At 32.6% G+C, this 26,519-nt stretch carries 35 protein-coding genes, 1 tRNA gene and 1 pseudogene; 4 read left to right on the forward strand and 33 right to left on the reverse strand.

Annotated elements, in window-relative coordinates:
* From Q3V94_RS04065 to Q3V94_RS04160, 20 genes and pseudogenes are all read right to left on the reverse strand, one after another.
* Window positions 1-536, reverse strand: a pseudogene (locus tag Q3V94_RS04065) (RNA-guided endonuclease TnpB family protein); the annotation flags it as partial.
* Between the two features lie 2 nt (window positions 537-538).
* Window positions 539-940 (reverse strand): IS200/IS605 family transposase, encoded by a 402-nt coding sequence (tnpA, locus tag Q3V94_RS04070; protein WP_274768312.1) that lies wholly within the window; start codon window positions 938-940, stop codon window positions 539-541.
* 69 nt (window positions 941-1,009) lie between these two features.
* Window positions 1,010-1,327: an RNA polymerase sigma factor gene (locus tag Q3V94_RS04075; RefSeq protein WP_303525362.1), complete on the reverse strand. Its 318-nt coding sequence runs from the start codon at window positions 1,325-1,327 to the stop codon at window positions 1,010-1,012.
* Window positions 1,328-1,332: 5 nt separating this feature from the next.
* On the reverse strand, window positions 1,333-2,400 hold the full coding sequence (locus Q3V94_RS04080; RefSeq protein WP_303525363.1) for a hypothetical protein: 1,068 nt from the start codon (window positions 2,398-2,400) through the stop codon (window positions 1,333-1,335).
* Between the two features lie 141 nt (window positions 2,401-2,541).
* Window positions 2,542-2,616, reverse strand: a tRNA-Thr gene (locus tag Q3V94_RS04085).
* A 21-nt stretch (window positions 2,617-2,637) separates the two neighbouring features.
* Window positions 2,638-3,192, reverse strand: coding sequence for a 50S ribosomal protein L25 (locus Q3V94_RS04090; protein WP_303525365.1), 555 nt, complete (start codon window positions 3,190-3,192; stop codon window positions 2,638-2,640).
* A gap of 413 nt (window positions 3,193-3,605) precedes the next feature.
* The gene (locus tag Q3V94_RS04095) at window positions 3,606-4,940 is read right to left on the reverse strand and encodes a replicative DNA helicase (protein ID WP_303525367.1); all 1,335 of its coding nucleotides are present in this window, start codon (window positions 4,938-4,940) and stop codon (window positions 3,606-3,608) included.
* Window positions 4,937-6,817, reverse strand: a complete 1,881-nt coding sequence (gene lonC, locus Q3V94_RS04100; protein ID WP_303525369.1) for a Lon family ATP-dependent protease — start codon at window positions 6,815-6,817, stop codon at window positions 4,937-4,939. The genes Q3V94_RS04095 and lonC overlap by 4 nt, the downstream gene beginning before the upstream one ends.
* Before the next feature lie 14 nt (window positions 6,818-6,831).
* Complete coding sequence (gene rplI, locus Q3V94_RS04105; RefSeq protein WP_008909304.1) at window positions 6,832-7,278, reverse strand: 50S ribosomal protein L9; 447 nt, start codon at window positions 7,276-7,278, stop codon at window positions 6,832-6,834.
* On the reverse strand, window positions 7,275-9,254 hold the full coding sequence (locus tag Q3V94_RS04110; protein WP_303525372.1) for a DHH family phosphoesterase: 1,980 nt from the start codon (window positions 9,252-9,254) through the stop codon (window positions 7,275-7,277). The genes rplI and Q3V94_RS04110 overlap by 4 nt, the downstream gene beginning before the upstream one ends.
* A 12-nt stretch (window positions 9,255-9,266) precedes the next feature.
* Entirely contained in the window at window positions 9,267-10,223 is a 957-nt protein-coding gene (locus tag Q3V94_RS04115) for a YybS family protein (protein WP_303525375.1), read from the reverse strand.
* Window positions 10,224-10,532: a MazG-like family protein gene (locus Q3V94_RS04120; RefSeq protein WP_008909307.1), complete on the reverse strand. Its 309-nt coding sequence runs from the start codon at window positions 10,530-10,532 to the stop codon at window positions 10,224-10,226. It abuts the gene before it with no gap.
* 84 nt (window positions 10,533-10,616) lie between these two features.
* Window positions 10,617-10,859: a 30S ribosomal protein S18 gene (rpsR, locus tag Q3V94_RS04125; protein WP_008909308.1), complete on the reverse strand. Its 243-nt coding sequence runs from the start codon at window positions 10,857-10,859 to the stop codon at window positions 10,617-10,619.
* Between the two features lie 24 nt (window positions 10,860-10,883).
* The gene (locus Q3V94_RS04130; RefSeq protein WP_303525380.1) at window positions 10,884-11,294 is read right to left on the reverse strand and encodes a single-stranded DNA-binding protein; all 411 of its coding nucleotides are present in this window, start codon (window positions 11,292-11,294) and stop codon (window positions 10,884-10,886) included.
* Between the two features lie 14 nt (window positions 11,295-11,308).
* The gene (gene rpsF / locus Q3V94_RS04135) at window positions 11,309-11,593 is read right to left on the reverse strand and encodes a 30S ribosomal protein S6 (RefSeq protein ID WP_008909310.1); all 285 of its coding nucleotides are present in this window, start codon (window positions 11,591-11,593) and stop codon (window positions 11,309-11,311) included.
* Between the two features lie 72 nt (window positions 11,594-11,665).
* Complete coding sequence (locus Q3V94_RS04140; RefSeq protein WP_303525384.1) at window positions 11,666-11,878, reverse strand: DUF951 domain-containing protein; 213 nt, start codon at window positions 11,876-11,878, stop codon at window positions 11,666-11,668.
* A gap of 1 nt (window position 11,879) precedes the next feature.
* Window positions 11,880-12,707, reverse strand: a complete 828-nt coding sequence (locus tag Q3V94_RS04145; RefSeq protein ID WP_303525386.1) for a mechanosensitive ion channel family protein — start codon at window positions 12,705-12,707, stop codon at window positions 11,880-11,882.
* 95 nt (window positions 12,708-12,802) lie between these two features.
* On the reverse strand, window positions 12,803-13,051 hold the full coding sequence (locus Q3V94_RS04150; protein ID WP_303525389.1) for a DUF3343 domain-containing protein: 249 nt from the start codon (window positions 13,049-13,051) through the stop codon (window positions 12,803-12,805).
* Between the two features lie 8 nt (window positions 13,052-13,059).
* Window positions 13,060-13,662 (reverse strand): sulfurtransferase-like selenium metabolism protein YedF, encoded by a 603-nt coding sequence (gene yedF / locus Q3V94_RS04155; protein WP_303525392.1) that lies wholly within the window; start codon window positions 13,660-13,662, stop codon window positions 13,060-13,062.
* 113 nt (window positions 13,663-13,775) lie between these two features.
* On the reverse strand, window positions 13,776-14,381 hold the full coding sequence (locus Q3V94_RS04160) for a CvpA family protein (RefSeq protein WP_303525393.1): 606 nt from the start codon (window positions 14,379-14,381) through the stop codon (window positions 13,776-13,778).
* 30 nt (window positions 14,382-14,411) lie between these two features.
* On the opposite strand from Q3V94_RS04160, the gene ytvI reads away from it, so the two are divergent.
* From ytvI to Q3V94_RS04175, 3 genes are all read left to right on the forward strand, one after another.
* On the forward strand, window positions 14,412-15,455 hold the full coding sequence (gene ytvI, locus Q3V94_RS04165; protein ID WP_303525396.1) for a sporulation integral membrane protein YtvI: 1,044 nt from the start codon (window positions 14,412-14,414) through the stop codon (window positions 15,453-15,455).
* 58 nt (window positions 15,456-15,513) lie between these two features.
* Complete coding sequence (gene yyaC / locus Q3V94_RS04170; protein ID WP_303525398.1) at window positions 15,514-16,095, forward strand: spore protease YyaC; 582 nt, start codon at window positions 15,514-15,516, stop codon at window positions 16,093-16,095.
* A 64-nt stretch (window positions 16,096-16,159) separates the two neighbouring features.
* The gene (locus Q3V94_RS04175) at window positions 16,160-16,414 is read left to right on the forward strand and encodes a YkuS family protein (RefSeq protein ID WP_303525401.1); all 255 of its coding nucleotides are present in this window, start codon (window positions 16,160-16,162) and stop codon (window positions 16,412-16,414) included.
* A 16-nt stretch (window positions 16,415-16,430) separates the two neighbouring features.
* Here the strand turns inward: Q3V94_RS04175 and Q3V94_RS04180 are convergent, their stop codons facing one another.
* The 3 genes from Q3V94_RS04180 to Q3V94_RS04190 are packed head-to-tail and all read right to left on the reverse strand — an operon-like array spanning window position 16,431 to window position 18,589.
* A complete protein-coding gene (locus tag Q3V94_RS04180; RefSeq protein WP_303525404.1) occupies window positions 16,431-16,931 on the reverse strand; it encodes a DUF4446 family protein in 501 nt (166 codons plus the stop codon).
* A gap of 37 nt (window positions 16,932-16,968) precedes the next feature.
* Window positions 16,969-17,799: a ParB/RepB/Spo0J family partition protein gene (locus Q3V94_RS04185; protein WP_303525407.1), complete on the reverse strand. Its 831-nt coding sequence runs from the start codon at window positions 17,797-17,799 to the stop codon at window positions 16,969-16,971.
* Entirely contained in the window at window positions 17,792-18,589 is a 798-nt protein-coding gene (locus tag Q3V94_RS04190) for a ParA family protein (protein WP_303525410.1), read from the reverse strand. Before Q3V94_RS04190 ends, Q3V94_RS04185 begins: the two co-directional genes overlap by 8 nt.
* A gap of 87 nt (window positions 18,590-18,676) precedes the next feature.
* Here Q3V94_RS04190 and Q3V94_RS04195 point away from each other — a divergent pair, with 87 nt between their 5' ends.
* On the forward strand, window positions 18,677-18,949 hold the full coding sequence (locus Q3V94_RS04195; RefSeq protein WP_008909322.1) for a TMEM165/GDT1 family protein: 273 nt from the start codon (window positions 18,677-18,679) through the stop codon (window positions 18,947-18,949).
* 12 nt (window positions 18,950-18,961) lie between these two features.
* Here the strand turns inward: Q3V94_RS04195 and noc are convergent, their stop codons facing one another.
* From noc to Q3V94_RS04245, 10 genes are all read right to left on the reverse strand, one after another.
* Window positions 18,962-19,759, reverse strand: coding sequence for a nucleoid occlusion protein (noc, locus tag Q3V94_RS04200; protein ID WP_303525416.1), 798 nt, complete (start codon window positions 19,757-19,759; stop codon window positions 18,962-18,964).
* Window positions 19,760-19,870: 111 nt separating this feature from the next.
* Window positions 19,871-20,587, reverse strand: coding sequence for a 16S rRNA (guanine(527)-N(7))-methyltransferase RsmG (gene rsmG, locus Q3V94_RS04205; protein ID WP_303525419.1), 717 nt, complete (start codon window positions 20,585-20,587; stop codon window positions 19,871-19,873).
* Window positions 20,580-22,472 (reverse strand): tRNA uridine-5-carboxymethylaminomethyl(34) synthesis enzyme MnmG, encoded by a 1,893-nt coding sequence (gene mnmG, locus Q3V94_RS04210; RefSeq protein WP_303525435.1) that lies wholly within the window; start codon window positions 22,470-22,472, stop codon window positions 20,580-20,582. Before mnmG ends, rsmG begins: the two co-directional genes overlap by 8 nt.
* A 7-nt stretch (window positions 22,473-22,479) precedes the next feature.
* The gene (gene mnmE, locus Q3V94_RS04215) at window positions 22,480-23,856 is read right to left on the reverse strand and encodes a tRNA uridine-5-carboxymethylaminomethyl(34) synthesis GTPase MnmE (protein WP_303525420.1); all 1,377 of its coding nucleotides are present in this window, start codon (window positions 23,854-23,856) and stop codon (window positions 22,480-22,482) included.
* An 86-nt stretch (window positions 23,857-23,942) separates the two neighbouring features.
* Window positions 23,943-24,572, reverse strand: a complete 630-nt coding sequence (gene jag / locus Q3V94_RS04220; protein WP_303525423.1) for an RNA-binding cell elongation regulator Jag/EloR — start codon at window positions 24,570-24,572, stop codon at window positions 23,943-23,945.
* A gap of 12 nt (window positions 24,573-24,584) precedes the next feature.
* Window positions 24,585-25,253 carry a membrane protein insertase YidC gene (yidC, locus tag Q3V94_RS04225; protein WP_303525426.1) on the reverse strand — a complete coding sequence of 223 codons (669 nt, stop codon included), beginning with the start codon at window positions 25,251-25,253 and terminating at the stop codon, window positions 24,585-24,587.
* A gap of 32 nt (window positions 25,254-25,285) precedes the next feature.
* A complete protein-coding gene (gene yidD / locus Q3V94_RS04230) occupies window positions 25,286-25,495 on the reverse strand; it encodes a membrane protein insertion efficiency factor YidD (protein WP_303525429.1) in 210 nt (69 codons plus the stop codon).
* The gene (gene rnpA / locus Q3V94_RS04235) at window positions 25,496-25,840 is read right to left on the reverse strand and encodes a ribonuclease P protein component (RefSeq protein WP_303525431.1); all 345 of its coding nucleotides are present in this window, start codon (window positions 25,838-25,840) and stop codon (window positions 25,496-25,498) included.
* Between the two features lie 53 nt (window positions 25,841-25,893).
* Window positions 25,894-26,028, reverse strand: coding sequence for a 50S ribosomal protein L34 (rpmH, locus tag Q3V94_RS04240; RefSeq protein ID WP_008909331.1), 135 nt, complete (start codon window positions 26,026-26,028; stop codon window positions 25,894-25,896).
* 200 nt (window positions 26,029-26,228) lie between these two features.
* Window positions 26,229-26,519: UPF0236 family transposase-like protein (locus tag Q3V94_RS04245; protein ID WP_303525433.1), on the reverse strand; the 291-nt coding region annotated here is incomplete at its 5' end.

Genomic DNA, 26,519 nt, shown 5'->3' on the forward strand with positions numbered 1-26,519 from the left:
TCCTAAATCTATACCTACTTTTYTATCTATTTTAGGTAATTCTTTAATTTCTTCTTCTACAAGTATAGAAGCATAATATTTACCTGTTGGCGTTTTTGATATAGTTACGGATTTAATTCTTCCTTCAAATTGTCTGTGTTGTTTTATTTTTATTTTTGTCTTTAACTTTGGAACTTTTAGATAACTACCTTCAAGTGTTACTGTTCCATTTTGATTATTTGTAGTATAAGACTGGTAACCTTTCTTTTTCTTGAACTTTGGAAATCCTATTTTTTTATCTCTAAAGAAATTTTTATATGCTTTTTCTAAATTAAGTTGTGCGTTGGAAAGTGCAAGACTATCTACTTCTTTTAGAAAAGAATATTCTTTTTTATATTGTGCAGGTGTATTGTTTAGCATTTCTCCTGTTTTTTATAGTATTCTATTTTGTCATGTAGCATTTTGTTGTATATAAATCTTACACAACCAAATACTTTTGCAAAATATTCTTCTTGTTCTTTTGTTGGATATATCCTGTATTTATAAGCCTTTAGCAAAGTTACACCTCTTTCCCTTGCTTTTCTATATATTTTTTAATTACTTCAATTGACACCCCACCTGTTGTAAGTAAACAGTAACTTCTTGACCAAAAATATTCTTTCCATAATTGCTCTTTTAATTTAGGATACTCTTTCTTTATCAATCTTGATGAAGCACTTTTATATGCATTTATAAACTTAGACAACTCAGTATTAGGATGTGCTTTGAATAATATATGGATATGGTCTTTATCATGGTTCCATTCTTGTAATGTGATATTATAATTATCCTGTATCTTTTCAAATATTTCTTTTAGTCTATTCGATATATTATCATAAATAACTTTTCTTCTATATTTAGTTACCAAAACAAGATGATAATACAATAAGAATAATGAATGATTATTATTGTCTAAATCCATTCTATTACATAACCTACTTCCTATAATACTGATTATACAATAAAGGAAGAATTTATCAATCAACATTCATCACCCACTTACAGAAGTGGGCGACTTCTGTTGCTGTTTAGTTAAAACTTCCTTTAACTTTTTCCTTCTCAAAAAATCTATACATGTTGATCGGGCAATGTAAAAAAGATAGGTTTTTAAAGAACACTCACATCTATATTTTGAAATGTTTTGGTAAAACTTTAAAAAAACCTCCTGAGATATATCCTCCGCTTCTTGAAGATCTTTAACATAAGAATAACAAAACATTACAAGCTGCTTTTTGTATAAATCAACAATATAAACAAATGAATCTTTATCCCCTTCCCTTATCCTTTCGACTAAACCCTTCTCCTCCAACAAAATCACTCCATACACTTAAAGTTAATAACACCACTGTTTAATCTTATAATCATTTTATTTCTCCCACTTCCTATAACCCTTTTTATTCCCGAATTTACTCTTGTATCACCATTTAACCTGCATACCCCATTGTCTAAATTGAGCTCAACATCTACATCCTTTTCCTTTGTAGAAAAATTTACTACCCCACTGTTTAATGAAACCTTAAAATTTTTAACTACATTTTCATTTTTATAATCATCCTTAACATCTATTTTACCATTCACCATATCAAGTTTTAAATTTTTTAATTCTCCGTTTATATTTGCATTTCCATTTACTCCCCAAACTTCAACGGTATTGGATATATCCTTTGCGTTTAAATTTACATTCTGACCGTTTAAGCTTAGTATTTTTGCTTTAGAAATGTTTACATCGGCATTTTGAGAATCGATCTTTACTTTAGTTATATTAGCACTGCTTGAAAACTTTAGATTATTAGAAACAACCTCTAAATTAACTATCTTTGGAACATGAACGTTTAGTTCTACTCCCTTTATCTCGTTGTTAAAAAACTCTATTTTAGTCCATCCCTCTGAGGATTCTAAAGTAGGCTCAAATTTGTTATAAAAGCTGCCTTTAGGAAAATAAACTTTGCCCTCAACCTTTATCTTTTTTTCATTTGTTTCAATAATGTTAACCTTTAAATTATCAGCTTTTATCAGAACATTGTTTTCTACTGTCTCTAAAGAACTGTCAAAATTTATAGCTTTACTGTCTAATGAATTAAAAGGTTTAAGTTGAAAAGAATCAAAATTAACTATTTTAGAGGAAAAATTTAAACTATAAGAATAAAAGCCGTTAACTGCAATATAAATTAGAATAACAAAAACTATCAAAGGATTTAGTGACATCCTTTCTTCACGTTTTCTTAAGCTAAAAAATATAAGCTCCAACCCTAAAATAACAAGAAGTAAAGGCCAAAACTTTAGCATGGTCATCCCTAAATTAACATCAATTCTTTTTATTATCATCCAAATTCCTAAAAATATAAACCCTACTGCACTTGATATGGTTCCAATACTTCTCATAGTCTATCCCCCTTTCTTTATTCACTTATATAGACGAAGCTTTTTGAAATTATCCCATGAAGGATATAAAAATCTTTTTAACTAAAAAAACAATAAAGGGGCATAAAATGTTGCCCCTTTTTAAATGATATAAAACTATTTTGGAGCTCCATGCCGGATTCGAACCGGCGACCTGCTGATTACGAATCAGCTGCTCTACCGCTGAGCTAATGGAGCACATAGCAGGCTATAAGCCTGCTAACTTGCAATATCTTCTGTTGCAGAATTAGATACAACCGCGATTACTTTATCTAAATCCTCTAATATCTTTATTTCTTCACCTAAATTCAAATCTTCAATAGTTATCTTGTCCCCTAATTTTTTGTCTTTAACATCTATTTTAATAACTTCAGGAAGGTCCTTTAATCTTCCCATAACTTCAATCTTGGGCATATATGTTTCTAATATAAATCCCTTGGCCTCTAAAAACTCCTCGCCTTCAAAAATTACAGGAAGTTCAATTTTTACCTCTTCATCCTCATGAACTGCTTGAAATTCAAGATGAAGTATGTCTTTGTTTAAATAATCTAATTGGACATCCTTTATCACGCAGAAATACTTGTTATTTTTGTAATCAACATAAACCTTTGAATTTTTACTATTGTGTCTTAATAGTTTTAAAACATCCTTTTTTGCAATCTTAACCTTTTGAGGGCTTGATACTCCTTTTCCATAAAGAATGGCAGGAATAAAACCAAACCTTCTTACTGAATTAGGATTTTCAATCCTCTCAAGTGCAACCACTTGATTCATAAACCTCACCTCCAATGTATTTCTAAATATAGCCTGTTTATAAAATCAGACGTATATAAAGAAACACATAAGAGTAAGTTTATTGAAAATCCTAACAATTTTAATTATAGCCTTTATAAAAATCATGTCAAGTTGCCTTATTCCATCTTAATGTTCAATTCTCTTTAATAAGTAACACCAGATGCACGGATTTTAATTTTTTTAAATTAAGTTCTTTTCTATGCTACTTCATTTTCATAGTAGTTAACAAATTCATTTACTACTAAATTCCCTTTACACACAAAACAGTTTATTCAACTCTCCTAAGAATATTACGCAACTCAGTTATATATACAATCTTTAACTCCATAAATCATTTCTAGTTGTTAATAAAAAAGTCCAGCCTTATACTCATGGTATAAAGCTGGACTTTTTTATGCACTATGATATCTATCGAGATTTCCAAACTTGGTATACTGTCCAAGCCATACTAATTCAACTGTTCCTGTAGGACCGTTTCTTTGCTTTGCAATTATAACCTCCGCAATGTTTTTCTTGTCGGTATCCTTATGGTAATATTCATCCCTATAAAGGAACATAACAAGGTCAGCATCCTGTTCGATGGAACCTGATTCTCTAAGGTCCGATAGCATTGGTCTATGGTCAGATCTTGCCTCAGGAGCACGGCTAAGCTGCGATAGGGCAATAACCGGAGCATCCATTTCCTTTGCAAGGGCCTTTAAGGATCTTGATATTTCTGAAACCTCCTGTTGTCTACTTTCACTTCTTTTACTTCCTGACATGAGCTGAAGATAGTCAACTATAATCAAGTCTAAGCCCTTTTCTATCTTTAGTCTTCTACATTTTGACCTCATCTCATTTACAGAAATTCCAGGGGTATCATCTATAAATATCTTTGACTCAGACATCGGGCCTGCCGCCCTTGCCAGTCTAAACCAATCCTCCTCATCAAGATCCCCTGTCCTTAGTTTTAACATATCTATGTTAGCCTCAGCACAGAGCATTCTAAATGCAAGCTGTTCCTTTGACATTTCAAGGGAGAATATTGCAACGCTTTTTTTAGCCCTTAAGGCAGCATGAAGGGCTATATTTAAAACAAAGGCCGTCTTACCCATAGAAGGTCTTGCTGCAACAAGAATAAAATCTCCCTTTTGAAATCCCGATGTTTTTCTATCAAGATCAGTAAATCCCGATGGAATCCCTGTAACATCTCCCTTTGTTTTTGACAGATGTTCTATGCTGTCAAAACTTTTCATTATTATTTCTGATAAAGGCTCAAAATCATTGTGGGATTTATTTTGAGATATATCGAATATTGCCTTTTCTGCCAAGCCTAAAACTTCTTCAACATCATCAGGCTCCTGATAGCACTTATCCATAATTTCGTTAGATGCGATTATAAGCCTTCTCAAAAGCGCCTTTTCTTTAACTATTTTTGCATAGGACTTTGCATTAGCTGTCGTAGGAACAGAAGCAACAATGTTTGATATATAGCTTACTCCTCCTACAACCTCCAAAAGATTCCTGCTCTTTAAAAGGTCTATTACGGTTATGATATCCACAGGTTCATCCTTATTATAAATTTCCTCTATTGTTTTGTATAATATCCTATGGGATTCTTTATAAAACTCATCGCCAGTTAAAATTTCAGTAACGTCGGCTATTGCATTCCTGTCAAGAAGCATAGAGCCTAATACCGACTGCTCAGCTTCAATATTATGTGGAGGAACCCTTAATTTATCCATCAAACCGCCTCCCAAAGAATTACATCTAACACTTCATCTATCGTGGAAACAGGGATTATTTCAATCTCATAATCCTTATATACCTCATCAATATTTTCTTTAGGAATTATGACTTTTTTCATTCCTGCCTGAATTGCCCCATGAATCTTTTCATTTACTCCACCAACAGGCTTAATTTCACCAAGAAGGGATATTTCCCCGGTAATAGCAGTATCCTGTCTTACTTTTTTGCCTGTTATGGCACTTAATATTGCAACGGTTATGGCAGCACCTGCAGAAGGTCCATCCACATTTCCTCCGCCAATTATATTTACGTGGATGTCATAATTGGAAATGTCTAGACCAGTAAGCCTTCTTATAACCGATGCTGCATTAAAAACCGAGTCCTTTGCCATGGTGCCAGCTGTATCATTAAACCTTACGCTTCCATCTTCCTTTTCAAAGGCAACCGCCTCAATCTCCAATATACTTCCTAAAAAGCCTGAAACTGCAAGGCCAAATACCTTACCTACTTCTCCCTCTTCCTTTGCATAGGTTTTATAATAAGGAACAAGCTTTGCAAGGTTTATTACCTCTAAAACATCATCCTTTGTAATATATGGCCTTTTGCCTCTTCTATTATAAAGGGCATAACCATAGGCATCGGCTAATATATTAACAGCCTTTCTTCCCTCTATAGTATATTGACTAATGATTTCGGGAACTTCTGCATCCATTTTGATTTTTAACTTTTTTGCAGCATTTAAAACAATGTTTTGGATATCTTTTTTAGAAAGTGGTTCAAAATAAACTTCGGCACACCTTGATCTTAAGGCAGGATTGATCTCCTCAGGGCTTTTAGTTGTTGCACCGATTAAAACAAAATCCGCCGGTGCTCCTTCATCAAATAGCTTTTTAATATATTCAGGAACATTTTCATCATCAGGATCATAATAGGATGATGAAAATTCCACCCTTTTATCCTCTAAAACCTTCAAAAGTTTATTCTGAAGTATTGGATCCATCTCGCCTATTTCGTCGATAAACAGGATTCCTCCATGGGCCTTTGTAACAAGTCCAAGCTTTGGCTCAGGAATGCCGCTTTCTGCAAAGTCCCTTTTGCTTCCCTGATATATAGGGTCATGGACAGAACCTAAAAGAGGGTTTGTAATCTCCCTTGGGTCCCATCTTAGGGTTGTCCCATCTACCTCCACAAAGGGAGACTCCTCATAAAAAGGAGTGGATTTTAACATCTTTGCAATTTCAAAGGCAAGCCTTGCGGTGGTCGTTTTTCCAACCCCCGGAGGACCATAAAGTATTATATGCTGTGGATAGGGCGATGCAAGCTTTGATAATATAGCCTTTATAGCCCTATCCTGTCCAACAATCTCCTTGACAGAAGATGGCCTTAGGTATTCCATAATTGATTTTGAAAGGCCTATGCTCTCAAGCTTTTGAAGCTCTGCAAGTTTTTTTAATGTTTTGCTGTTTTCTGGTCCCCTTTGTTTTTTAATGATGCTAAGCTTTATGTCATCAATAAACTTTTCATTGTTTTTTTCTATTATCTCATCAACCTTTTTTTCAAGTTCCATTTCAACTTTTTTTCTTGCCAAAACGTAGGCTAATTTTTCTTCTAACTTTTCAATAAGTTCAAAAGGGTTATCTATAAAATCATCTTTGTTTAAAAGAACCTTTTGAAGAACAAAAAGTTTTTCGTTTAATTCATCCGATAAAAGTGCATCTAAAAGATTTTCTTCCTTTAAAACAGCATTTACATTTTCAGTCCCATAAAGCTCATATACATTTTCAATCAAAGAATTAACCTTTATTTCAAGTTCTTCATATTGTCCTTTAATTATTTCCCTAACTTTATTAGATTTACTTACTGCGTTTTTTTTCACCTAAATCTTCCTTTCTACTGTGCTTTAATGCTTACCTTAAGCTTTGCTGTAACTTCCGGATAAACCTTTACTTCAATATTGTAAACTCCTGCAACCTTTATTGCCTCATCTAATTCTATCTTTTTCTTATCTATTTCTATTCCATGTTGTTTTTTAAGAGCATCTGATATATCCTTTGAAGTTATTGAACCAAATAGCTTTCCGTTTTCCCCAGCCTTAACTGACACTTCAACTGTAATTTCAGAAAGTTTTTTTGCAAGCTCCCTTGCCCTTTGAAGCTCCTCTTGTCTTTTTTGCTCTTCTTTAGCCTTTTGAGCTTCTAATACCTTTAAATTTGATTCATTTGCTTCTATTGCTAATTTTCTTGGAAAAAGAAAATTTCTTGCATAGCCATCTGAAACGTTTATAACATCTCCTTTTTTTCCTACACCTTTAACATCAGCATTTAATATTACCTTCATTTCTTGTCACTCCCCTTTAGATAGTTTTGTATAGAAATTTCCAAAAGTTTTTTAGCTTCATCTATACTTATACCTGAAAGCTTTGCCCCGGCAATTGTCATGTGTCCTCCCCCACCGATACTTTCTAAAATAAGCTGAACATTTATATCTCCTAAGGATCTTCCGCTTATGATAACCTCATTTCCAACATTAGCAAGAACAAAGGAGGCCTCAATTCCGTCTATCTTTAAAAGATCATCGGCAGCTTGGGGAACTATTATAAAATTATCAACCTGTCCCCTATGAAGGGCTATTGCTATGCCATTTTTAATCTCTGCGCTTTTTATAAGTTCCATTCTTTCAATAAAGGTTTTAAAATCATCGGCAAAGAGCCTTTTAACTTCAATAAGATCTGCCCCCATCCTCTTTAAAAAACTTGCTGCTTCAAAGGTTCTTGAACCCGTCTTAAAGGTAAAGTTTTTAGTATCGACGTATATTCCTGCCATAAGGGCTTGAGCTTCAACTTCACTTAATTCAACTCTATCAACCATATACTGTAAAAGCTCCGTTACAAGCTCCGAAGTTGATGAAGCATAGGGCTCTATATAGGTTATTGTTGCATTATCAATAAAATCAACGCTCTTTCTGTGGTGGTCTATTATAACTATGTTCCCAACCCTATTTAGAAGCTCAGGATTTTCAACAAAATTTCTTCTATGGACATCCACTATTATGAGAAGCGTTTTGCTGTTCGCTATTGCATTGGATGTTTCATTAGTTACAAAAACACCCTCATATCCTCTATTATTAACCTTCTCCATTATTTTTTCAATGGATTTATTTACCTTGTTTAGGACAATATATACACTTTTACCTTTTTGTTTGCATCCCCTATACATTCCAAGGGCAGCACCCATGCAATCTAGGTCCGGAGTCTCATGTCCCATTATAATTACTTCGCTGGCTTGATTTATAAGCTCCGATAGAGCATGGGCGATTACCCTTGCCTTAACCTTCGTCCTTTTTTCTACTTCTTTGCTTTTACCACCAAAGAATAGCAGCTTTTCCCCATCCTTTACAACAGCTTGGTCCCCTCCTCTTCCTAGGGCAAGATCCTTTGCTGCAACTGCAAATTGGTGGGTTTTATATGGATTTTCACCATTCATGCCTATACCTATGCTTAAGGTAACAGGTATTTTATTGCCAAAATACATCTCCCTAACTTCATCAAGGATAGGAAATTTTTCTTCTATAACCCTTTTTATATTCTGTTCTTCAAATACTGCCACATATTTGCTTGTATCATATTTCCTAACAAAGGCATTTAGGCTTGAAGTAAAGGAGTTTATCTTTTTATCAATTTCTGCAATCAATAAGGGCCTATTTATATCATCCATACTCTTTAACACTTCATCGTAATTATCTATTTCAATTAAGGCAACTACCATTCTCTTATTTTCATATTCTTCAATAAGCTTATAATAATTTGTTCTTTTGATAAAATAAAACAAAAATATATTTTTCCTATTTGAGGATTTTGATTTTACTACATTAATTAAAACATCATAATACTCTTCTTCTATCTTTACTTTATTTATTTCACTTATATTTTTTTCAATTATCCTTTGAAGATCTAAATCTTGAATAATCGTCTTTATGCTCTTGCCATACGGATTTTTAACAACACCCTCTAAAAAAGGAGAATTAGCCCAAATAATTTTTCCCTCATCATCTGCAATAGTAAGAGGTATTGGAATTTTAGACAAAGTATTCCTTCCGGCAGTATCGATATTATTTGATATATCCTCTATAAACTTAAAAAACTGATTCTTTTTTACTTCTGAACTTTTGAAGTTATAATAAAGGAGAACCAAATAAACGAAAAATCCTACAAAAAATACGTAAACATTATAAAAGGCCAATATTCCTAATAATATAGCTATTATAAGCAGATATATCCTTACATTTGGGATAAAATTTTTAAATTTATTATCCATAACAAACCTCCATCATTTTGGAGAATCTTTTATCCTTGTTTTATCAAGTTTCCTTAAATTTAAGGAATAATCAACTATTCCTACTAAAAACAATAGATTGCCTAAGGAAAAGAAAACAAACAAAAGTATTAATATCCTAAAGGCCTTGGGTAAATTCTGTTTGTTGAGCCAAAAGCTTAAGGCTGCAAGACCGTTTATTGAAAAAGTTAAAAACATTAGATACATTGCATTTAAAAGATATGCATCAGCATTTTTAACCTTTAGATAAGCTAATATATAGGCAATCAAAACTAAAATTATTACTGAAAAGGCAAGCTTTACAGGAACATACCAGTTTGAAAACTTAGGAATTTCTTCAAGCTTTATCCCAAACCTTGAGTATATTCCCTTTGCCAGAACATAAGTTATAATAGCTGATATAAAACCATGTATAAATAGAGCAAAAGGAATTAACATCAAAAGCATTTCCTTAGGAGGCATAGCCTTAAATATGTTTTCATAAACTTCCCTTTGAACTCCCATCTTTTCATAAAAGGATTTTGCCATGTCAATGCTTTTATAAAACTCATCTAAAGCAAGTTTAATATAATCCTGTCCAGCTATCAATCCAAATAATTTTATTGATATGGCAACGGATATAACATTGACAATTATCATTATAAAAATGGTATTTATAGCCCTCTCCTTCATTTTAATCATAGTCCCCAATACTATACCTAAAACACCGTTTGTTATTGCAAATCCAAGAGCTGTATAGGGATCTGTAAATATGAATACTATTATTGTTGTAGCAACAAGTGAAAGAAGGCTATATTTATAACCATGTTTTATTTGCACCAATGCTAAAGGCAACGGCCACATAAAAAGTCCAATAAAATAAAATATAGGAACATATATACTTATTAAAATCAATACTACTGCAATAGCAGTAAGTAAAGAAGACTCTATTAAGGCCCTTGTAGACACCATCTATTCCCTTCCTTCTTTTAAGTATGTAATAAGACTAAGATAGTCTGTATCGCTTTTTTCATCATCCAAAAGGCTTGCCTTAAGTTTTTTTATAACCTTATCATCTATACTCGAATAATCAATTCCAAGCTTTTTAGCAAGAAGATATGCAAGGATTATAATTTGAGACAATTCATCCTTAATCTCATCTAAATTTGCCCTACTACCCTTTAACATAGATATATGCAAATCTGAAACTGAAGTCAACAGGAACGTTTTATATGTTTCTATAAGCCTTATATTACCCATTATATCCAATTCATCCCCCATTATTTCACCTCCAGAAGCTAAATCTTTATTTTATTATATCACATAATTATAAAATAAAAAGTGCCCATTGGGCACCTTTTATTCTTATTCTGTTGTAAATGGAAGTAGAGCAACGTTTCTTGCTCTTTTGATGGCAACAGTTAACTCTCTTTGATGTTTTGCGCAGTTTCCTGAGATTCTTCTTGGAAGAATTTTTCCTCTTTCTGTTATGAATTTTTTAAGCTTTGCAATATCTTTATAATCAATGTATTCAACCTTATCTACACAGAAAGCGCAAACTCTCTTTTTTGCTTTTCTTTGCTTTGTTGCCTTCTTTGCGTTTGACATGTTATCCCCTCCTTACCTAAGTATTTAAAATGGTATTTCGTCTTCTCCATCGACAGGGAAGAATTCTCCTTCGTCGCTTGCAACTTCATCATGAGTAAAGGATGATGTTTGTTCTTTAGGCCTATCCAAAAACTTAACCTCGTCAGCCACAACTTCAGTTACATATCTGTTTGAACCATCCTGTGCCTGATACTTTCTTGTTTGTATAGAACCCGATACGGCAACAAGCCTTCCTTTAGTAAGGTTATTAGCAACTAATTCAGCAAGCTTTCTCCAACAAACAACAGGGATGAAATCTGTCTCCCTTTGACCACTTTGGCCTATATAGGGCCTATCTACTGCAAGTGTAAAGGTGGTCACGGCAATACCCGTCCCTGCTGTATACCTAATCTCAGGGTCACGAGTTAACCTGCCTATAAGTAAAACCTTATTCATTTTATCCCACCTTATTAATCAAGTTTAACAACGATATGTCTTATTACGTTGTCGGAGATTCTTAAAACCCTGTCTAATTCCTTAGGTAATTCAGGGCTTGCAGTGAAGTTAATTAGAACATAATATCCTTCATTGAAGTGATTGATTTCGTAGGCAAGTCTTCTCTTTCCCCACTCATCAACGTTATCAATAACTCCACCGCCGTTTTCGATTACACCCTTAATCTTTTCAATAGTAGCCTTAATTTCTTCTTCTACTACATTAGGTGCAATTACGAAAAGAGTTTCATATCTTTTCATATCCTTCACCTCCTCCCTCTGGACTTACGGCCCACTCCTGTGGGCAGGGACTATAATATTTTAGCATATAAGTCATTCTTGTGCAATAGCGTCTGGTGCATTTGATTTGATTATTTTTTTTACGGATTTTTCAAACTTTGACCTTGGAAGCATAACAATCCTGCCGCACTTTAAGCATTTTATTTTTATATCAGCACCGAGCCTTATAACTTCCCACGTCTTATTGCCACAAGGATGCTCCTTTCTCGTTTCAACAATATCTCCTAAATAAAACTCCTTCATCACATTACCCCTCCTTTTTTTCGATGATGACCCTTTTAGGATAGGGTATTTCTATACCTTCCTCCATGAAGGCTTTTTTAATTCTTTTTCTTAATTCATATTCTGCGTCCCATTGCTTCATTGGTAAAGTTTTAGCTATTACCCTTAACTTTATTCCCGTTTCTCCAAAATTAGTTATTCCTAAAACCGTCGGCCCTTCTACAACATAATCACATTCTTTTTTAACATCTTCTGATATTTTATTTAATATATCTATCGCCCTTTCTAAATCCTCCTCATAGGATATATCAACCTCAACAAGGGCCCTCATATTTCCCCTTGACTTATTTGTCACCCTTCCTATTGTTCCATTAGGTATAATGTGAATTTCACCAGAAAAATCCCTTATCTTTGTCACTCTGATTCCTAACGTTTCTACTATCCCTGAAAAACCATCAACGGTTATGTAATCTCCAACAGCAAATTGATCCTCCAGTAAGATGAAAATTCCCGATATGACATCCTTTACAAGACTCTGGGCACCAAATCCAATGGCAAGCCCCGCAACCCCTGTTACCGCAATCAAAGCCTTGACGTCAAACCCTAAAGTTTCAAATATCCAAATAAAAGATATGATGTAAACTGAATACCTTAACAAACTCTTAAACAGTTCCTTTAAAGTATCCGCCTTTTTCTCATTCAATCCAAATTTTAACTTCTTTTGTCTTTCGAAAAATTTAGTAATAAGCCTATTTCCAATATAAATTGCTAATTTAGTTATTATTAAAATAATGACTATTTTTATTCCTTTATTTAAGTAATTAATCAGCGTTTCATAGCTAATTAAACTCACCTTCTTCACCCCCTATTATGTGTAGTTTACATTATTTTTTTGAACAATTCAATAAAAATACCCATAAAAAAGCCACAGTCTTTTTAACTGTGGCTTTATAAAATCGGCTCAAAAATTCTTTCCTCTCCAAAACTATAGAGCATTTTAACTTTTATCTTTCCATCGTCGATTAATCCTTTAATATTTTCTATTTCTTCATAATCAACCCTTATGGAAATTCCGCAGCTTTTAGTAATTTCCCTTGGGGTTGGCATAATTTGTCCTTTAATCCCCTTTTCCTTAAGAACTGCTTCACATTGAATTGCATAGTTTGTGCTGTCAAAGGTAATAAGAATGTTTTTCATAGCACCCCTCATATTTTTATAGTTTTTGTTGCATTCATTTTCTCTACGATTGTATACATATTAGTTACAGAACCTACCACTAACTTTTCCTTTAAACCATAAAAGTCAAGGCATGTTCCACAGGATAATATTTCTGTTCCTAGCCCCTCTAACTTTTTTAAACTATCCAAAACATCGGAGCCTTCTGTTGTTAGTTTAACCCCAGAATTTAAAAATATAACTGTCCCTGGTTTTTCTGTAATTTCAGTTAAAGAATAAATAAAACTTTTCATGAGCATAGCTCCAAGCTTATCATCACCAGCTCCTAGTTTATCTGAAGAAATAACGTATGTCAAGCCTTGATCTACACTAATATTAGTTATACTGCACACAACAGGTTCGTCAACCTTTTTAACTTCGCCCCTCTTTTTAGCATAGAAATGAAAAAAACCTTCCTTTTCTTCTAGTCTAAAATCTACATTTGCACTTTGCAGATATTTTCTAACATTTTCCCTTGAGGCTTCATTATCAACTATAACTTCAATTTCATCAAAATCAGGATCTTCCACTGCTTTTTTTGTTAATATAACTGGTTTTGGACAAGTAAGTCCTTTGCAATCTACAACCTTCATGCTACCACCACCTACTTAATACTTACAATTTTATATTAAAACAACTGATATTTTTATTGAATATTTATTTGAAATATCTATAATTAACTATATATCAATTGATTTTATTTATTTCAAATCCTTTTAACTAACGAGAATACGATATTGTAATAATAAAAGTATTTAGCAATTCTCGACGATTCTATTTCTCTTTTTAAAGAGCTGTCCTTTGGCGAAAGTGAAACTACAGGAATCATGAGTGCAAATACGATAAACAAAATTAAAACCCATTTTATAAATCCTAAAAACATTCCAAGCAATTTATCTAAAAATCCTAGCTTTCCCCTTCTTACTTTAACTCTTATATTCTCCCTTATAATATTAAAAACTATATTTGCAACAATAAATATGACAAAAAAACATGCTGCATTCAAAAAAATATCCGTAACGCTCTTTGATAAATTATTTTTATCTAAAACAAGAAATAGTGCCGAAGATGCTGCCTTGTTTTTTTCAATTTTTTCTAAAAATAATTTTTGCATGTTTAAATATACTTCCGTATTGTTTATAATATAAAGAGTAAGATATGGAGTTGTAATTTTAGCAAGGTAAAGAGAAAAGAATAACGATAAAAATTTAAGCAAAGTAGATATAAACCCCTTTTGTAAGCCATCTATGCATCCGTATAATAATAATAAAATAATTACTATATCCATTAAATTGCCATTAAATTTTATCATTCTATCCCCCCTTAAAAGTGAGGTGAAAAAATGTTTGATCAAGTATTCATTTTAAAATTAAAAAGGTTTGGTTTGTTCTTACTCATCTATACGGCTTCGTTTTTTATATTTTTTAAAACTCTGCCCTATACCCTTCCCTTTGTTCTTGCTATTATTATAGCATTTATCAACAAGCCCTTTAATAACCTTTTAATAAAAAAATTTAAGCTTCCTATATCTTTATCTTCTATAATTACAACAACCATAACTTTTAGCTTTATATTCTACATTCTTACCCTTATAACATTAAAACTAATTACTGAAGCTAAAAACCTTCTTCTTAAAATTCCAAGCGTCGATGTTATATACCCATACGTCCAAAACCTTCTTATCAGTCTTGAGAAACATTTAAGAACTTTAGATCCAACGATATTTAAAAACATACAGAACAATTTAAATACTATATTTTCAACTGCCTTTAACATGGCTCAAACATTGTTAAACTCCCTTTTATCCTTGGCTATTAAACTTCCTTCTCTATTTTTAGTAATAGTAATAACTTTTATAGCAACATATTTTATGTCAAAGGACATTACCTCATACCAAATACAATTTACAAAAATATTTAATGAGGAAGGCAGGAAAAAATTTAGTGAGTTTTCTTCGGAAAGCTATAAAATGCTTGTAAATTATTTAAAATCATATTCTATCCTTGTTAGTTTGACCTTTATTGAAAGTTTTATTGCCTTTACCTCCCTAAAATTTAATTATGCACTCTTATTGAGCTTATTATGTGCCTTCCTTGATATTTTCCCTATACTTGGGATTGGACTTGTTTATTTTTCCCTTGCAGCATACTTCCTTTTGGTTAAAAACTATTATATTGCAATAGCTCTTGTAATTATTTATATAATTATTACTATAATAAGGCAGATAGTAGAACCAAAACTTGTTTCCTCAACGTTAGGTTTAAATCCTATTTTTGTTCTCGCATCTATTTATATAGGAGTTAAGGCCTACGGCTTTTTAGGAATGCTATATTTATTATTTTTAATGGTATTTTATAATATCCTCAAAAAAATAAAGGTCATATAGTATATTTAACCTCCCTTTTGGAAAAAATTTTAACTAGATTCAAAAGGGAGGTTTTTACATGCTTCAAGAAAAGAAACTCTGTTTTTCAATAGAAAGCGATAAACCAAACTCTGCATACCTTCTTTCAAATGAAATAATAAACATGTTAAAGGATTATGCTGATATAAACCAATTAGTCATCCTATGTATCGGAACAGATCGTTCAACTGGAGATTGTTTAGGCCCTTTGGTTGGAGATAAGTTGACTAAAAATTTTAACCTAAAGGGTGTAAATATCTACGGAACCCTTGAAAATCCTGTTCATGCTAAAAATCTTGATGATTATATTGATCTCATCTATAAGAAACATTTTGATCCCTACATATTGGCCATAGATGCTTCCCTTGGGAAAGTTGAAAACATCGGAAAGATTAATCTTTATGAAGGTCCAATATTTCCTGGCGCTGGCGTCAACAAAAAACTATCTCCCATAGGTAATCTTTCTATAACTGGTATAGTTAATATGTCAGGATTTATGGAATACCTTATTTTGCAGAATACCAGATTATCTTTAGTTATGAAAATGGCCGATGTCATTTCTTATTCTTTATACCTTTCAATTAAGAGGCTTTCAATAAATTCTTCTTTTACCTTAAGATAATTCCAAAATATACATCGCATAACTTTAAACCCTCCTGCTCACAATATAGGCAGGAGGGTTTATTATGATAATAAGTATTGATGATTCCCTTGTAGATTTATACAATCAATTAAAAAACCTTGGATATGATGTCCATAAAATCTCAGAAAACATTCCTTCTGATGCATATATATACTCAGAAAAAACTACACCTCTTTACAAATTAAATTCTATGATTGAAGCAAAGGAAGGCGGCTCTTTAATGATCAACTGCGATAACATGGACTTAAAAGATATAATCTACTCCATCCACCACAAAACCTATACCCCTCTTTTTTAAGCTACATTATGTAGCTTTATTTTTTATTCATTGCATCCCTTAAAACCGTCTTTTCCTCCTCAGATAAATCATACTTTGAAATTCCATTCTTAATTGGCTTTGCAAAAACAGTGCTTTCATTTCTTCCATATATTCCTGTAACTATTACCCCATCATTATTATCGTCTAAAAGGGCAATTGAAAAGCTTAAATCGGAACCCACATCATCAAAGGCTTTATATCTTATTATTGAAAATTTTTGAATGCAATTTCTTACTCTACCATCAACATCTTTATAAATTGCTTCTATTTCCTTTGTAGTCAAAAGGGCTTCATCAAGTTTTTTATTGTTTTCTATCAAAAGCTCTTCAATACTTTTTCCCATATTCCCTCTCATCATCTTTTTATATCTTTTTTCTAATCTTGATATTTCTACCCTATTTAATATTTCCATAAATAAAAGGATAATGACTAATACAATCAATAGAATCATCATTGGAACTTGAAAATCCTGAATAAATGAGAAAATTATGTCCATATTCAACACTCCTTCTTAATTGTTTCACGTGAAACATTTATATATTTAATAATTCTAATATCCTTTGTAAGTCATCTTCTGAATAATACTCTATTTCTATTTTGCCTTTGTTTTTGTTGTTGTTTATCTTCACCTTTGTTCCAAAAAACATCTGAAGTTTTTCCTCAACATCCTTATAATGAGCAACTATTTTTTTTTCTTTTTTAACCTTTTTGTTGTTTATTTCTTTTATTAATTTTTCAGTTTGCCTAACATTTAAACCTTCTTCAACCACTTTTTTAGCTATTAAATATTGTTTTTCTTTATCTTCTATAGAAACAATTACCTTGCCATGTCCTTCTGAAAGTTTACCATCATTAATAAATTCAATAACCCTATCATCTAAATTTAATAGTCTTAATGTATTTGCTATGGCCGATCTTGATTTACCTACTCTTTCTGCTATTTCCTCCTGTGTTAATTGAAATTCCTCCATAAGCCTTTTATAGGCAAGAGCCTCTTCAATAGGGCTTAAGTCCTCCCTTTGAATATTTTCAATTAATGAAATCTCCATTACCTCTCTGTCTGAAAGTTCCTTTTCCACGACAGGAACTTTTTTTAGTCCTGCAATTTTTGCTGCCCTCCATCTTCTTTCCCCTGCTATTATCTTATAAAAATCTCCTTCTCTTTTTACTATTATAGGCTGTATTACTCCATGAACCTTTATTGACTCTGCAAGGGCATTTATCTTTTCCTCGTCAAACTTCTTTCTTGGCTGGTCCTCATTAGGGAATAATTTTGAAACCTCCACCTCAAATACATTTGAATCCTTTTCTGCATCAGGTATAAGAGCCCCTAACCCCTTACCTAAAGCACTTTTTTTAGCCATTTTGCTCATCCCTTTCTAATTCAATAAATTCTTCTGCAAGTTCTTTGTATGCCTTTGCACCTGTTGAATTTTTATCGTATAGCATTATGGGCAAACCATGGCTAGGTGCCTCGGCAAGTTTAATATTCCTTGGAATAATCGTTGTATAAACCTTACCCTTAAAATATTTTTTAACCTCCTCAACAACCTCAATAGAAAGGTTTGTTCTCCCATCAAACATACTCATTATAACGCCTTGAATTTTTAAATCCGGATTTAAGTTTTTCTTTACAAGATTTATTGTGTTCATAAGCTGACCTACTCCCTCGAGGGCATAAAATTCACATTGTATAGGTATAAGGACGCTATCTGCTGCAGTTAATGCATTTATAGTTAATAGTCCAAGAGAAGGAGGACAATCTATAAAAATATAATCATAATCATTTTTTATACTTTTTATTGCCCTTTTTAATATTTTTTCTCGATATTCATTATATGTTATTTCAATTTCAGCACCAGCAAGTTCCACCCTTGAAGGAAGAATATATAAGTTTTCAACTACTGTATTAACAATGGCATCCTTAACTACTTTAAAATTTTCTTCCTTTGCATTCTCAATTATAACATCATACATAGAATATTCAAGGTCATCCTTTTCAATTCCAAGACCACTTGTTGTATTCCCCTGCGGGTCGATATCTATTAATAAAACCTTATATCCCATCTGAGCAATATATGAAGCTAAATTTATTGCAGAGGTTGTCTTGCCAACGCCCCCCTTTTGATTAAAAATAGAAATAATTTTACCCACACTATCACCCCTAGAATATTATAAAGAAATCTATAATATATATTTTACAGCATTATTTTTTTTCATTAAATAGTTAAGGGTGATTTTATGATTAAAATAATTTTATCAACTTTTTTAATAGTTTTTTTAGCTGAACTTGGAGATAAAACTCAGCTTGCCACCATGTTATTGTCTGCAAAATCAACTTCAAAATTATCTGTATTTTTAGGTGCCTCATTAGCTCTCATTTGCACAACTATAATAGGAGTCCTCTGTGGAAGTTTTATTGAAAAATATATTTCAAAAAATTTATTAAATATAATATCAGCAATCGTATTCATCTTTATAGGAATCCTTATTCTTATTCAAACAAAAAAATAGAGGCCTTTGCCTCTATTTTTTTGGTATTCTTACTATTATCTCCATATAGTCATCGTATTCTTTGTGTTTATATTCAGCATCTATCCCGTTTTTATTCATTATGTCCTTTATAGTATTAGTGATTATCTTAGGATTAATAACCCATTTAAACTTTGGCTTTTCAGTTTTATTTTTTTCTTCCTTTTCCTTTTTTTCTTCTTTTTCATTTAATATTTTTTCAATCAAATCCTCAGTATCCTTTACGTTTAATCCCTTCTCAAGTATTTCCTTTAAAGCCTTTAATTGTAGTTCCTCAGAATGAAGTTTTAAAAGAGCCCTAGCATGTCTTTCAGTTAGATTTTCCCTTAAAATTATCTCCTTGACTTTATCAGAGAGCTTTAATATTCTGAGCTTATTGGCAATCGTTGATTGCTTTTTTCCTATCTTATGGGCAAGCTCCTCCTGAGTAAAGTTATGCTCCTTTATAAGTCTTAAATATCCTTCCGCCTCTTCAATAAAGTTAAGATCCTCCCTCTGGAGGTTTTCAATAAGGGCAAGGACTGCAGAATCTTTATCGTTAACTTCAACTACAATAGCAGGAATCTCAGTTAAACCTGCAAGCTGTGATGCTCTAAGTCTTCTTTCTCCAGCTATTAGCTCATAAAAGTTTCCATTTACTCTTCTTACACTTATTGGTTGTAAAACACCGTATTCCCTTATGGATTCACTTAGTTCTAGTAAAGCTTGATCATCAAAGTTCTTCCTTGGTTGATATGTGTTTTGTTTTATAAGGTTTATAGGTATGTTGATTATTTCGTTTTCTACCCTCATTGCACCATCCCACCGTTTATAAATTTAACTATAATTAAGTTATTCTATAATTATTTCCCTTTTCCTGCTATTTCCCATTCAAATTCGTCAGCCAATATTTTTATTAATTCGTCATCTGATAGGCTTTTTTTCTATTTGAGCTGGCTTTCTTGGATATTTTTTGTCAGTCGGCCTTATTTTTTCGACAATTATTAACTTATGATCCATATCATATTCAGGAATGGAGGTAGTTATAATGTCGATAAGTTTTCCTCCTAACGTTCCAATAGCATTTTTTGATTCATTTATTTCCTCTTCTATAGATGGGCCCTTCATAGCAACAAAATATCCTTTAACCTTAACATAGGGCATACAATATTCAGATAGGACATTCATATGGGCAACTGCCCTCGCTGTTGCTATATCAAAGGATTCACGGAAATCATTTTTCCTTGCAAAATCTTCAGCCCTCCCATGGACAGCTTCAATATCTTTAAGACCTAAATTTTGGATTACATCAATTAAAAAACTTATTCTTTTTTTTAACGAATCTAAAAGGGTTATCTTTAAAGAAGGGTTAATAATCTTTAAAGGAATTCCAGGAAATCCTGCCCCTGTTCCTACATCTATAATTTTTAAATTGTCATTAATTAGTCCACTTTTAACAATAGATATAGAATCTAAAAAATGCTTTTTAACTATTTCTTCATCATCGGTAATAGCCGTAAGATTGATTTTTTCATTCCATTCCTTCAAAAGCCTCATGTAAATTTCAAACATATCCATCTGTTTGTCATCTAATGTTATGCCATAGCTTTTTGCACCATTATATAAAAGCTCCCTATTCATCTTCCTTCCCCTTTTTTCTTCTAATTTGTTCGATATAAACAAGTAAAACAGATATATCAGCAGGCGACACACCTGATATTCTGGATGCCTGCCCTATATTTTCAGGTCTTATCTTTGAAAGTTTTTGCCTTGCCTCCAGCCTTAACCCCTGAATATCGTCATAGTTTATATAGGGAGGTATCTTCTTTAATTCAAGCTTTTTAAATTGTTCTACTTGTTCTATTTGTTTTTTAATATAACCTTCATATTTAATCTCAATTTCAACCTCTTCCGTTACATCCTTTGGAAGGTAAGGCCTTTCTTTGTCGATTTTCTCAATATTTTCATAGGTTATCTCTGGTCTTTTTATAAGCTCATATAGGGTTATTCCACTTTTTATTTCAGAGGTTCCAGTGGATCTTAAAACCTCATTATTCTCCTCTGAAGGAGAAATTACAGTCTTTTTTAATCTTTCGATTTCTTTTTCTATGTTTTCCTTCCTTCTTAAATACCTTTGATATCTTTCTTCAGTTACAAGTCCAATTTCATAACCCTTTGGAGTTAATCTTAAATCTGCATTATCCTGTCTTAATAAGAGTCTATACTCGGCTCTGCTTGTCATCATTCTATAGGGTTCATTTGTTCCTTTTGTTACTAAATCATCAATTAAAACTCCAATATAGGCCTCTGATCTATCAAGAACAAAAGGTTCCTTTCCCTTTACTTTTAATGCTGCATTTATTCCTGCAATAATCCCCTGAGCTGCTGCCTCCTCATACCCAGAACTTCCATTTACCTGACCAGCAAAGAATAAACCTTCAATGTTTTTTAGTTCAAGGCTTAGTTTAAGCTGAGTAGGATCTATGCAGTCATATTCAATTGCATATGCAGTCCTTAAAATTTCACAATTTTCAAGGCCTGGAATAGACCTATAAACCTGTATTTGAACATCCTCCGGAAGGGAGCTTGACATACCTTGAACATAAAGTTCTTCTGTGTCCTCACCTTCAGGTTCTATGAATACCTGATGCTTTTCCTTATCAGGAAATTTCATAACTTTGTCCTCAATAGATGGACAATATCTTGGTCCCACACCCTCTATAAGTCCTGCAAACAAAGGGGATCTATGTATATTCTGTCTAATTATTTCATGAGTTTTTTTTGTTGTATATGTAAGGTAACATGGAACTTGATCCCTTGTTATGTCATCTGACATAAAGGAAAATGGAACTACTCTCTCATCCCCAGACTGAATAGTCATCTTTGAAAAATCCACTGATCTTCTGTGGATTCTTGCAGGCGTTCCTGTTTTAAACCTTCTTAAAGTAATTCCTAATTTTTCAAGGCTTTTTGAAAGTTCATTTGCAGGAAAAAGTCCATTAGGTCCTCCGCTATAGTTTACCTCTCCTATAAATATCCTTCCCCTTAAATATGTTCCTGTTGTTATAACAAGGGCCTTACATGAAAAATAGGCGCCGTTTTTTGTCTTTATCCCTTTTACTCTTCCGTCCTCAACATCTATATCAACTACTTCATCTTGCTTTATATAAAGATTTTCCTGTTCCTCCAATGTTTTTTTCATTAGGGTCTGATATTTTTTCTTATCAGCCTGGGCCCTAAGTGAATGAACAGCTGGTCCCTTTGAAGTATTCAACATTCTCGATTGAAGGTATGTCTTGTCTATATTTATTCCCATCTGTCCTCCAAGGGCATCAATTTCTCTAACAAGATGTCCCTTTGCTGTTCCTCCAATTGATGGGTTACATGGCATTAGAGCAATACTATCTAAATTTAAAGTTATAACGAGGGTTTTACATCCAAGCCTTGCAGATGCAAGGGCAGCTTCACATCCTGCATGACCTGCCCCGACAACTATGACATCATATTCTCCACCGTGATACATCATATCCCTCCTATTTTCCAATGCAAAAATCACAAAAGATCCTATCTATAATATCCTCAGCAACTGTATTTCCTGTAATTTCCCCAAGCTTTAAATAACTATCCTTTAAGTCTACCGATGCAAGGTCAAGTGGAAGTCCACTTTTTATAGTTTCTATCCCTTTAACTATGCTTTCCTTTGCCTTTACAAGTGCATCCTTATGCCTTACATTTGTAACTAATATTTCATTCTTAGAAGAAACCCTTCCTTCAAAAACAAGATCAACTATCGCTTTTTTAATCTCGTCTATACCATGTTCCTTCTTAACAGATGCATTTACAACATATTTAAACCTACCTTTTATATAATCAACATCTATTGCAGTCGGAAGATCCATTTTATTTAAAATGGCAATAACATTTTTCCCCTTAATTAAATCGATTATCTCCTCATCTTCTTTTTCTAAAGGCCTTGATGCATCTAACATAAAGAGTATAAGGTCGGCATTTTGAAGATACTCCTTAGATTTTTCCACCCCAATATTTTCTACTATATCATCGGTTTTTCTGATACCTGCAGTATCAACAAGAACTATTGGAACACCATCGATATTTATATACTCTTCTATAACATCCCTTGTAGTTCCAGGAATATCCGTAACTATTGCTCTTTTTTCCTCTAAAAGTGCATTAAGAAGGGAGGACTTTCCTACATTAGGTTTACCAACTATCGTCGTTCTAAGACCTTCCCTAAATATTTTTCCGCTTTCTGCATTTTTAATTAAATAATCTATTTCTGAAACTATAAATTGTAGATCAGAAACTAACTTGTTTACAACAAGCTCATCTACATCATCCTCTGGAAAATCAACAGTGGCCTCAATATGGGCAAGACATCCTAAAAGCTTATCCATAAGAGAATTTATCTTTTGTGAAAGTTTTCCCTTAAGCTGATTTACTGCAAGGTTTAAGCTATCGTCCGTCTTTGCCCTTATAAGGTCTATTACTGCCTCTGCCTGGGATAAATCAATTCTTCCATTTAAAAATGCCCTTTTCGTAAATTCCCCAGGTTCAGCAAGCCTTGCACCACTCTTTAGAACCACCGATAAAACCTTTTTTACAGCTAAAACTCCTCCGTGACAATTTATTTCTACAATATCCTCCCTTGTATATGTATTCGGTGCTTTCATATAACTTAATATAACTTCGTCTATTATCTCATTTGTTTCAGGATTAACTATATATCCATAAGCCATAGAATAGCTTCTCATTTCTTTAATATCTTTACCCTTGGCACTTTTAAAAACTTTTGATGCTATTTCAAGGCTTTTATCACCAGATAATCTTACAATCCCTATTCCACCTTCTCCTATTGCCGTAGATATTGCAGCTATAGTATCGTTAAGCATCCTTTCACCTTCTTTATTTTGTTTATTTGGTTTATATTATACCAAATTAAAAAGTTTTTCAATCAAAAAAGAGGCTTAAAGCCTCTTTATTTTTTTAAATCGATGACAACTTTTCTAAAGGGTTCTTCACCTATGCTATAAGTAGTTACATCAGGATGATTTTGTAGTGCTGCATGTATAATTCTCCTTTCGTATGGATTCATTGGCTCAAGGGTAATGCTCTTATTATATCTTTTTACCCTATAAGCTAATCTATTTGCAAGCCTTATTAAAGTTTCTTCCCTCTTTTTTCTGTAATTTTGTGTATCTAATAAAACCTTCTTAAATTCATTTTCTCCACTATATTTGTTTATAACAAGACTAAGTAGATACTGAAGGGCATCTAAAGTCTCTCCCCTATGGCCTATCAAAGCTCCCATTTTAGGCCCCACAAGATTAACCTTTAAAATGTCATCTTCATCCTTAATCTGAATTTCACATTTGATTCCCATTTTATCAAGAACATCCCTTAAAAAAGACTTTGCAATAGCTTCATAATCCTTTTTTATAGTAAGTCTTACCTTTGCAGGCTTTGCACCTATAATTCCAAATACACCTTTGCTACCTTCATCTAAAATTTCAATATCCACCTTATCCCTTGTTACCCCTAATTCCTTTAACCCATTTTCAATGGCGCTTTCTACATTTTTTCCTATCGCCTCAATCCATTTTTTCATATATTCACCACCCTATTGCAGCTTTGCCTCTTCCTTATGCCTTATTCTATTGATTATAAAATACTGCTGGAGTATTTGAATGACGTTACTTATTATCCAGTATAAAACAACCCCTGCCTGGAATTTAAAGAACATAACTACGAATAAAATTGACATATAAAGATTCATTTTTCTTTGCTGCTGTGCTGAAGGATCATCTCCCTTAGGAGCAGTCATAACCCCCATCAAATAGCTTGATAAACCAGATAAAATAGGTAATATAAATGTTCTATCATATGATCCTAAACTCTCTACCCACAAAAAGCCAACGTCCTTAAATCCTTGAATATTTGCTACAACATAATACATAGCAATAATAATTGGCCATTGAATTAATAATAAAAGACATCCAGATAAAGGATTTGTCCCGCTTTCTTTGTAAAGCTTCATCTGTTCTTCTTGCATCTTTTGAGGGTCATTTTTATATTTTTCTTGAATTTCCTTTAATTTAGGCTGCATTTTTTGAATCATTATGCTTGATTTAGTTTGGCTTATTGTTAAGGGTAATAAAATAGTCTTTATTATAGCAGTAAATATAACAAGATCCAAAAAATAAGCAAGACTTAAATTAGATACATAAGTTGTTACAAAACCATGTATACCATTAAAAAATAAAGTCATCGGTTTAACTAAAAAATTCAAAGGTTTGACCTCCCTTTTTGAAAATTTAGAATTTAAGGAACAGGGTCATACCCACCAGGATGCAGTGGGTGACATTTTAATATCCTTTTTATAGATAAAACAGAGCCTTTAATGGCACCGTATTTTTCGATAGCCTCAAGGGAATACTGGGAACATGTTGGATAAAATCTGCAGCTTGGCGGCTTCATTGGGGATATATATCTTCTATAAAATTTTATCGAAAAAATTAAAATTTTTTTCATCTACACACCTTCTTTTGATATACCAGCCTTTTTAAGAAGATTAAGTATAGATCCTTCAATATCATAAAAATTTGACTTTGCTGCCTTTCCCCTTGCAACAAAAACAATATCATGTCCAACTTTAAACTTATCTTTATTAATCCTAAAGGCTTCTTTAATTAACCTTTTTACCCTGTTTCTAACTACACTTTTTCCTATTTTTTTACTTACTGATATTCCAACTCGATTCATGTTGCTCCTGTTTTTAAAGACATATACCACCAGTATGTCATCGCTGTAGGACTTTCCTCTATTATATATGAGTCTAAAATGCCTGTTTTTTCGAATTCTTTCTTCTTTTTTCATCATGTTTCCCCATTTCAGCCTAAAATTGCACAAAAAGGCCACATAACGCGGCCTTATGCAGTCAATCTCTTTCTTCCCTTCATTCTTCTTCTTTTAAGAACTTTTCTTCCATTTCTTGTTTTCATTCTCTTTCTGAAGCCATGTTCCTTTTTTCTTTGTCTTTTCTTTGGTTGGAATGTTCTTAACATCGCTTGCACCCCCTTCTTATATTTATCTATAGTTAATGGGCATATTACTACATTATACTTTACTATTAAGATTATATATGTATCATTAAAAGCTGTCAAGAAATTTACAGTTGTTGATAGTGTCAAGATATTGTAGGTTAATTTTTATAGACAACCCCTTAAATTAGCTAGTTTCAAGGCGTTTGTTAAATTTAAAAAACTTAAATTATATTTTCATATTTTATTGATTTTAATATCCTGTAAATTGGCGTTACTTTCCCTATGTTCAATATCGTTATATTATTCATAACTTCACGTGAAGATTTATTTATCTTTCTTATCGCTTCTTTTATTTTCTTCTTACTTACCTTGAAGGCTTTTTCATCTTCCTTAAACACACTTATTTCCCTTAAATTTCCTCCATTCTTGCTAAATACCCTTAGCTTTGCCATTATCTTTAATCMTTCCTTGCTCCATCCTAATGGCCTGCTGCTTAATCTCGCCGATAATAC

Source organism: Caloramator sp. CAR-1, assembly GCF_030546345.1.
GTDB classification, from domain to species: domain Bacteria; phylum Bacillota; class Clostridia; order Clostridiales; family Caloramatoraceae; genus Caloramator; species Caloramator australicus.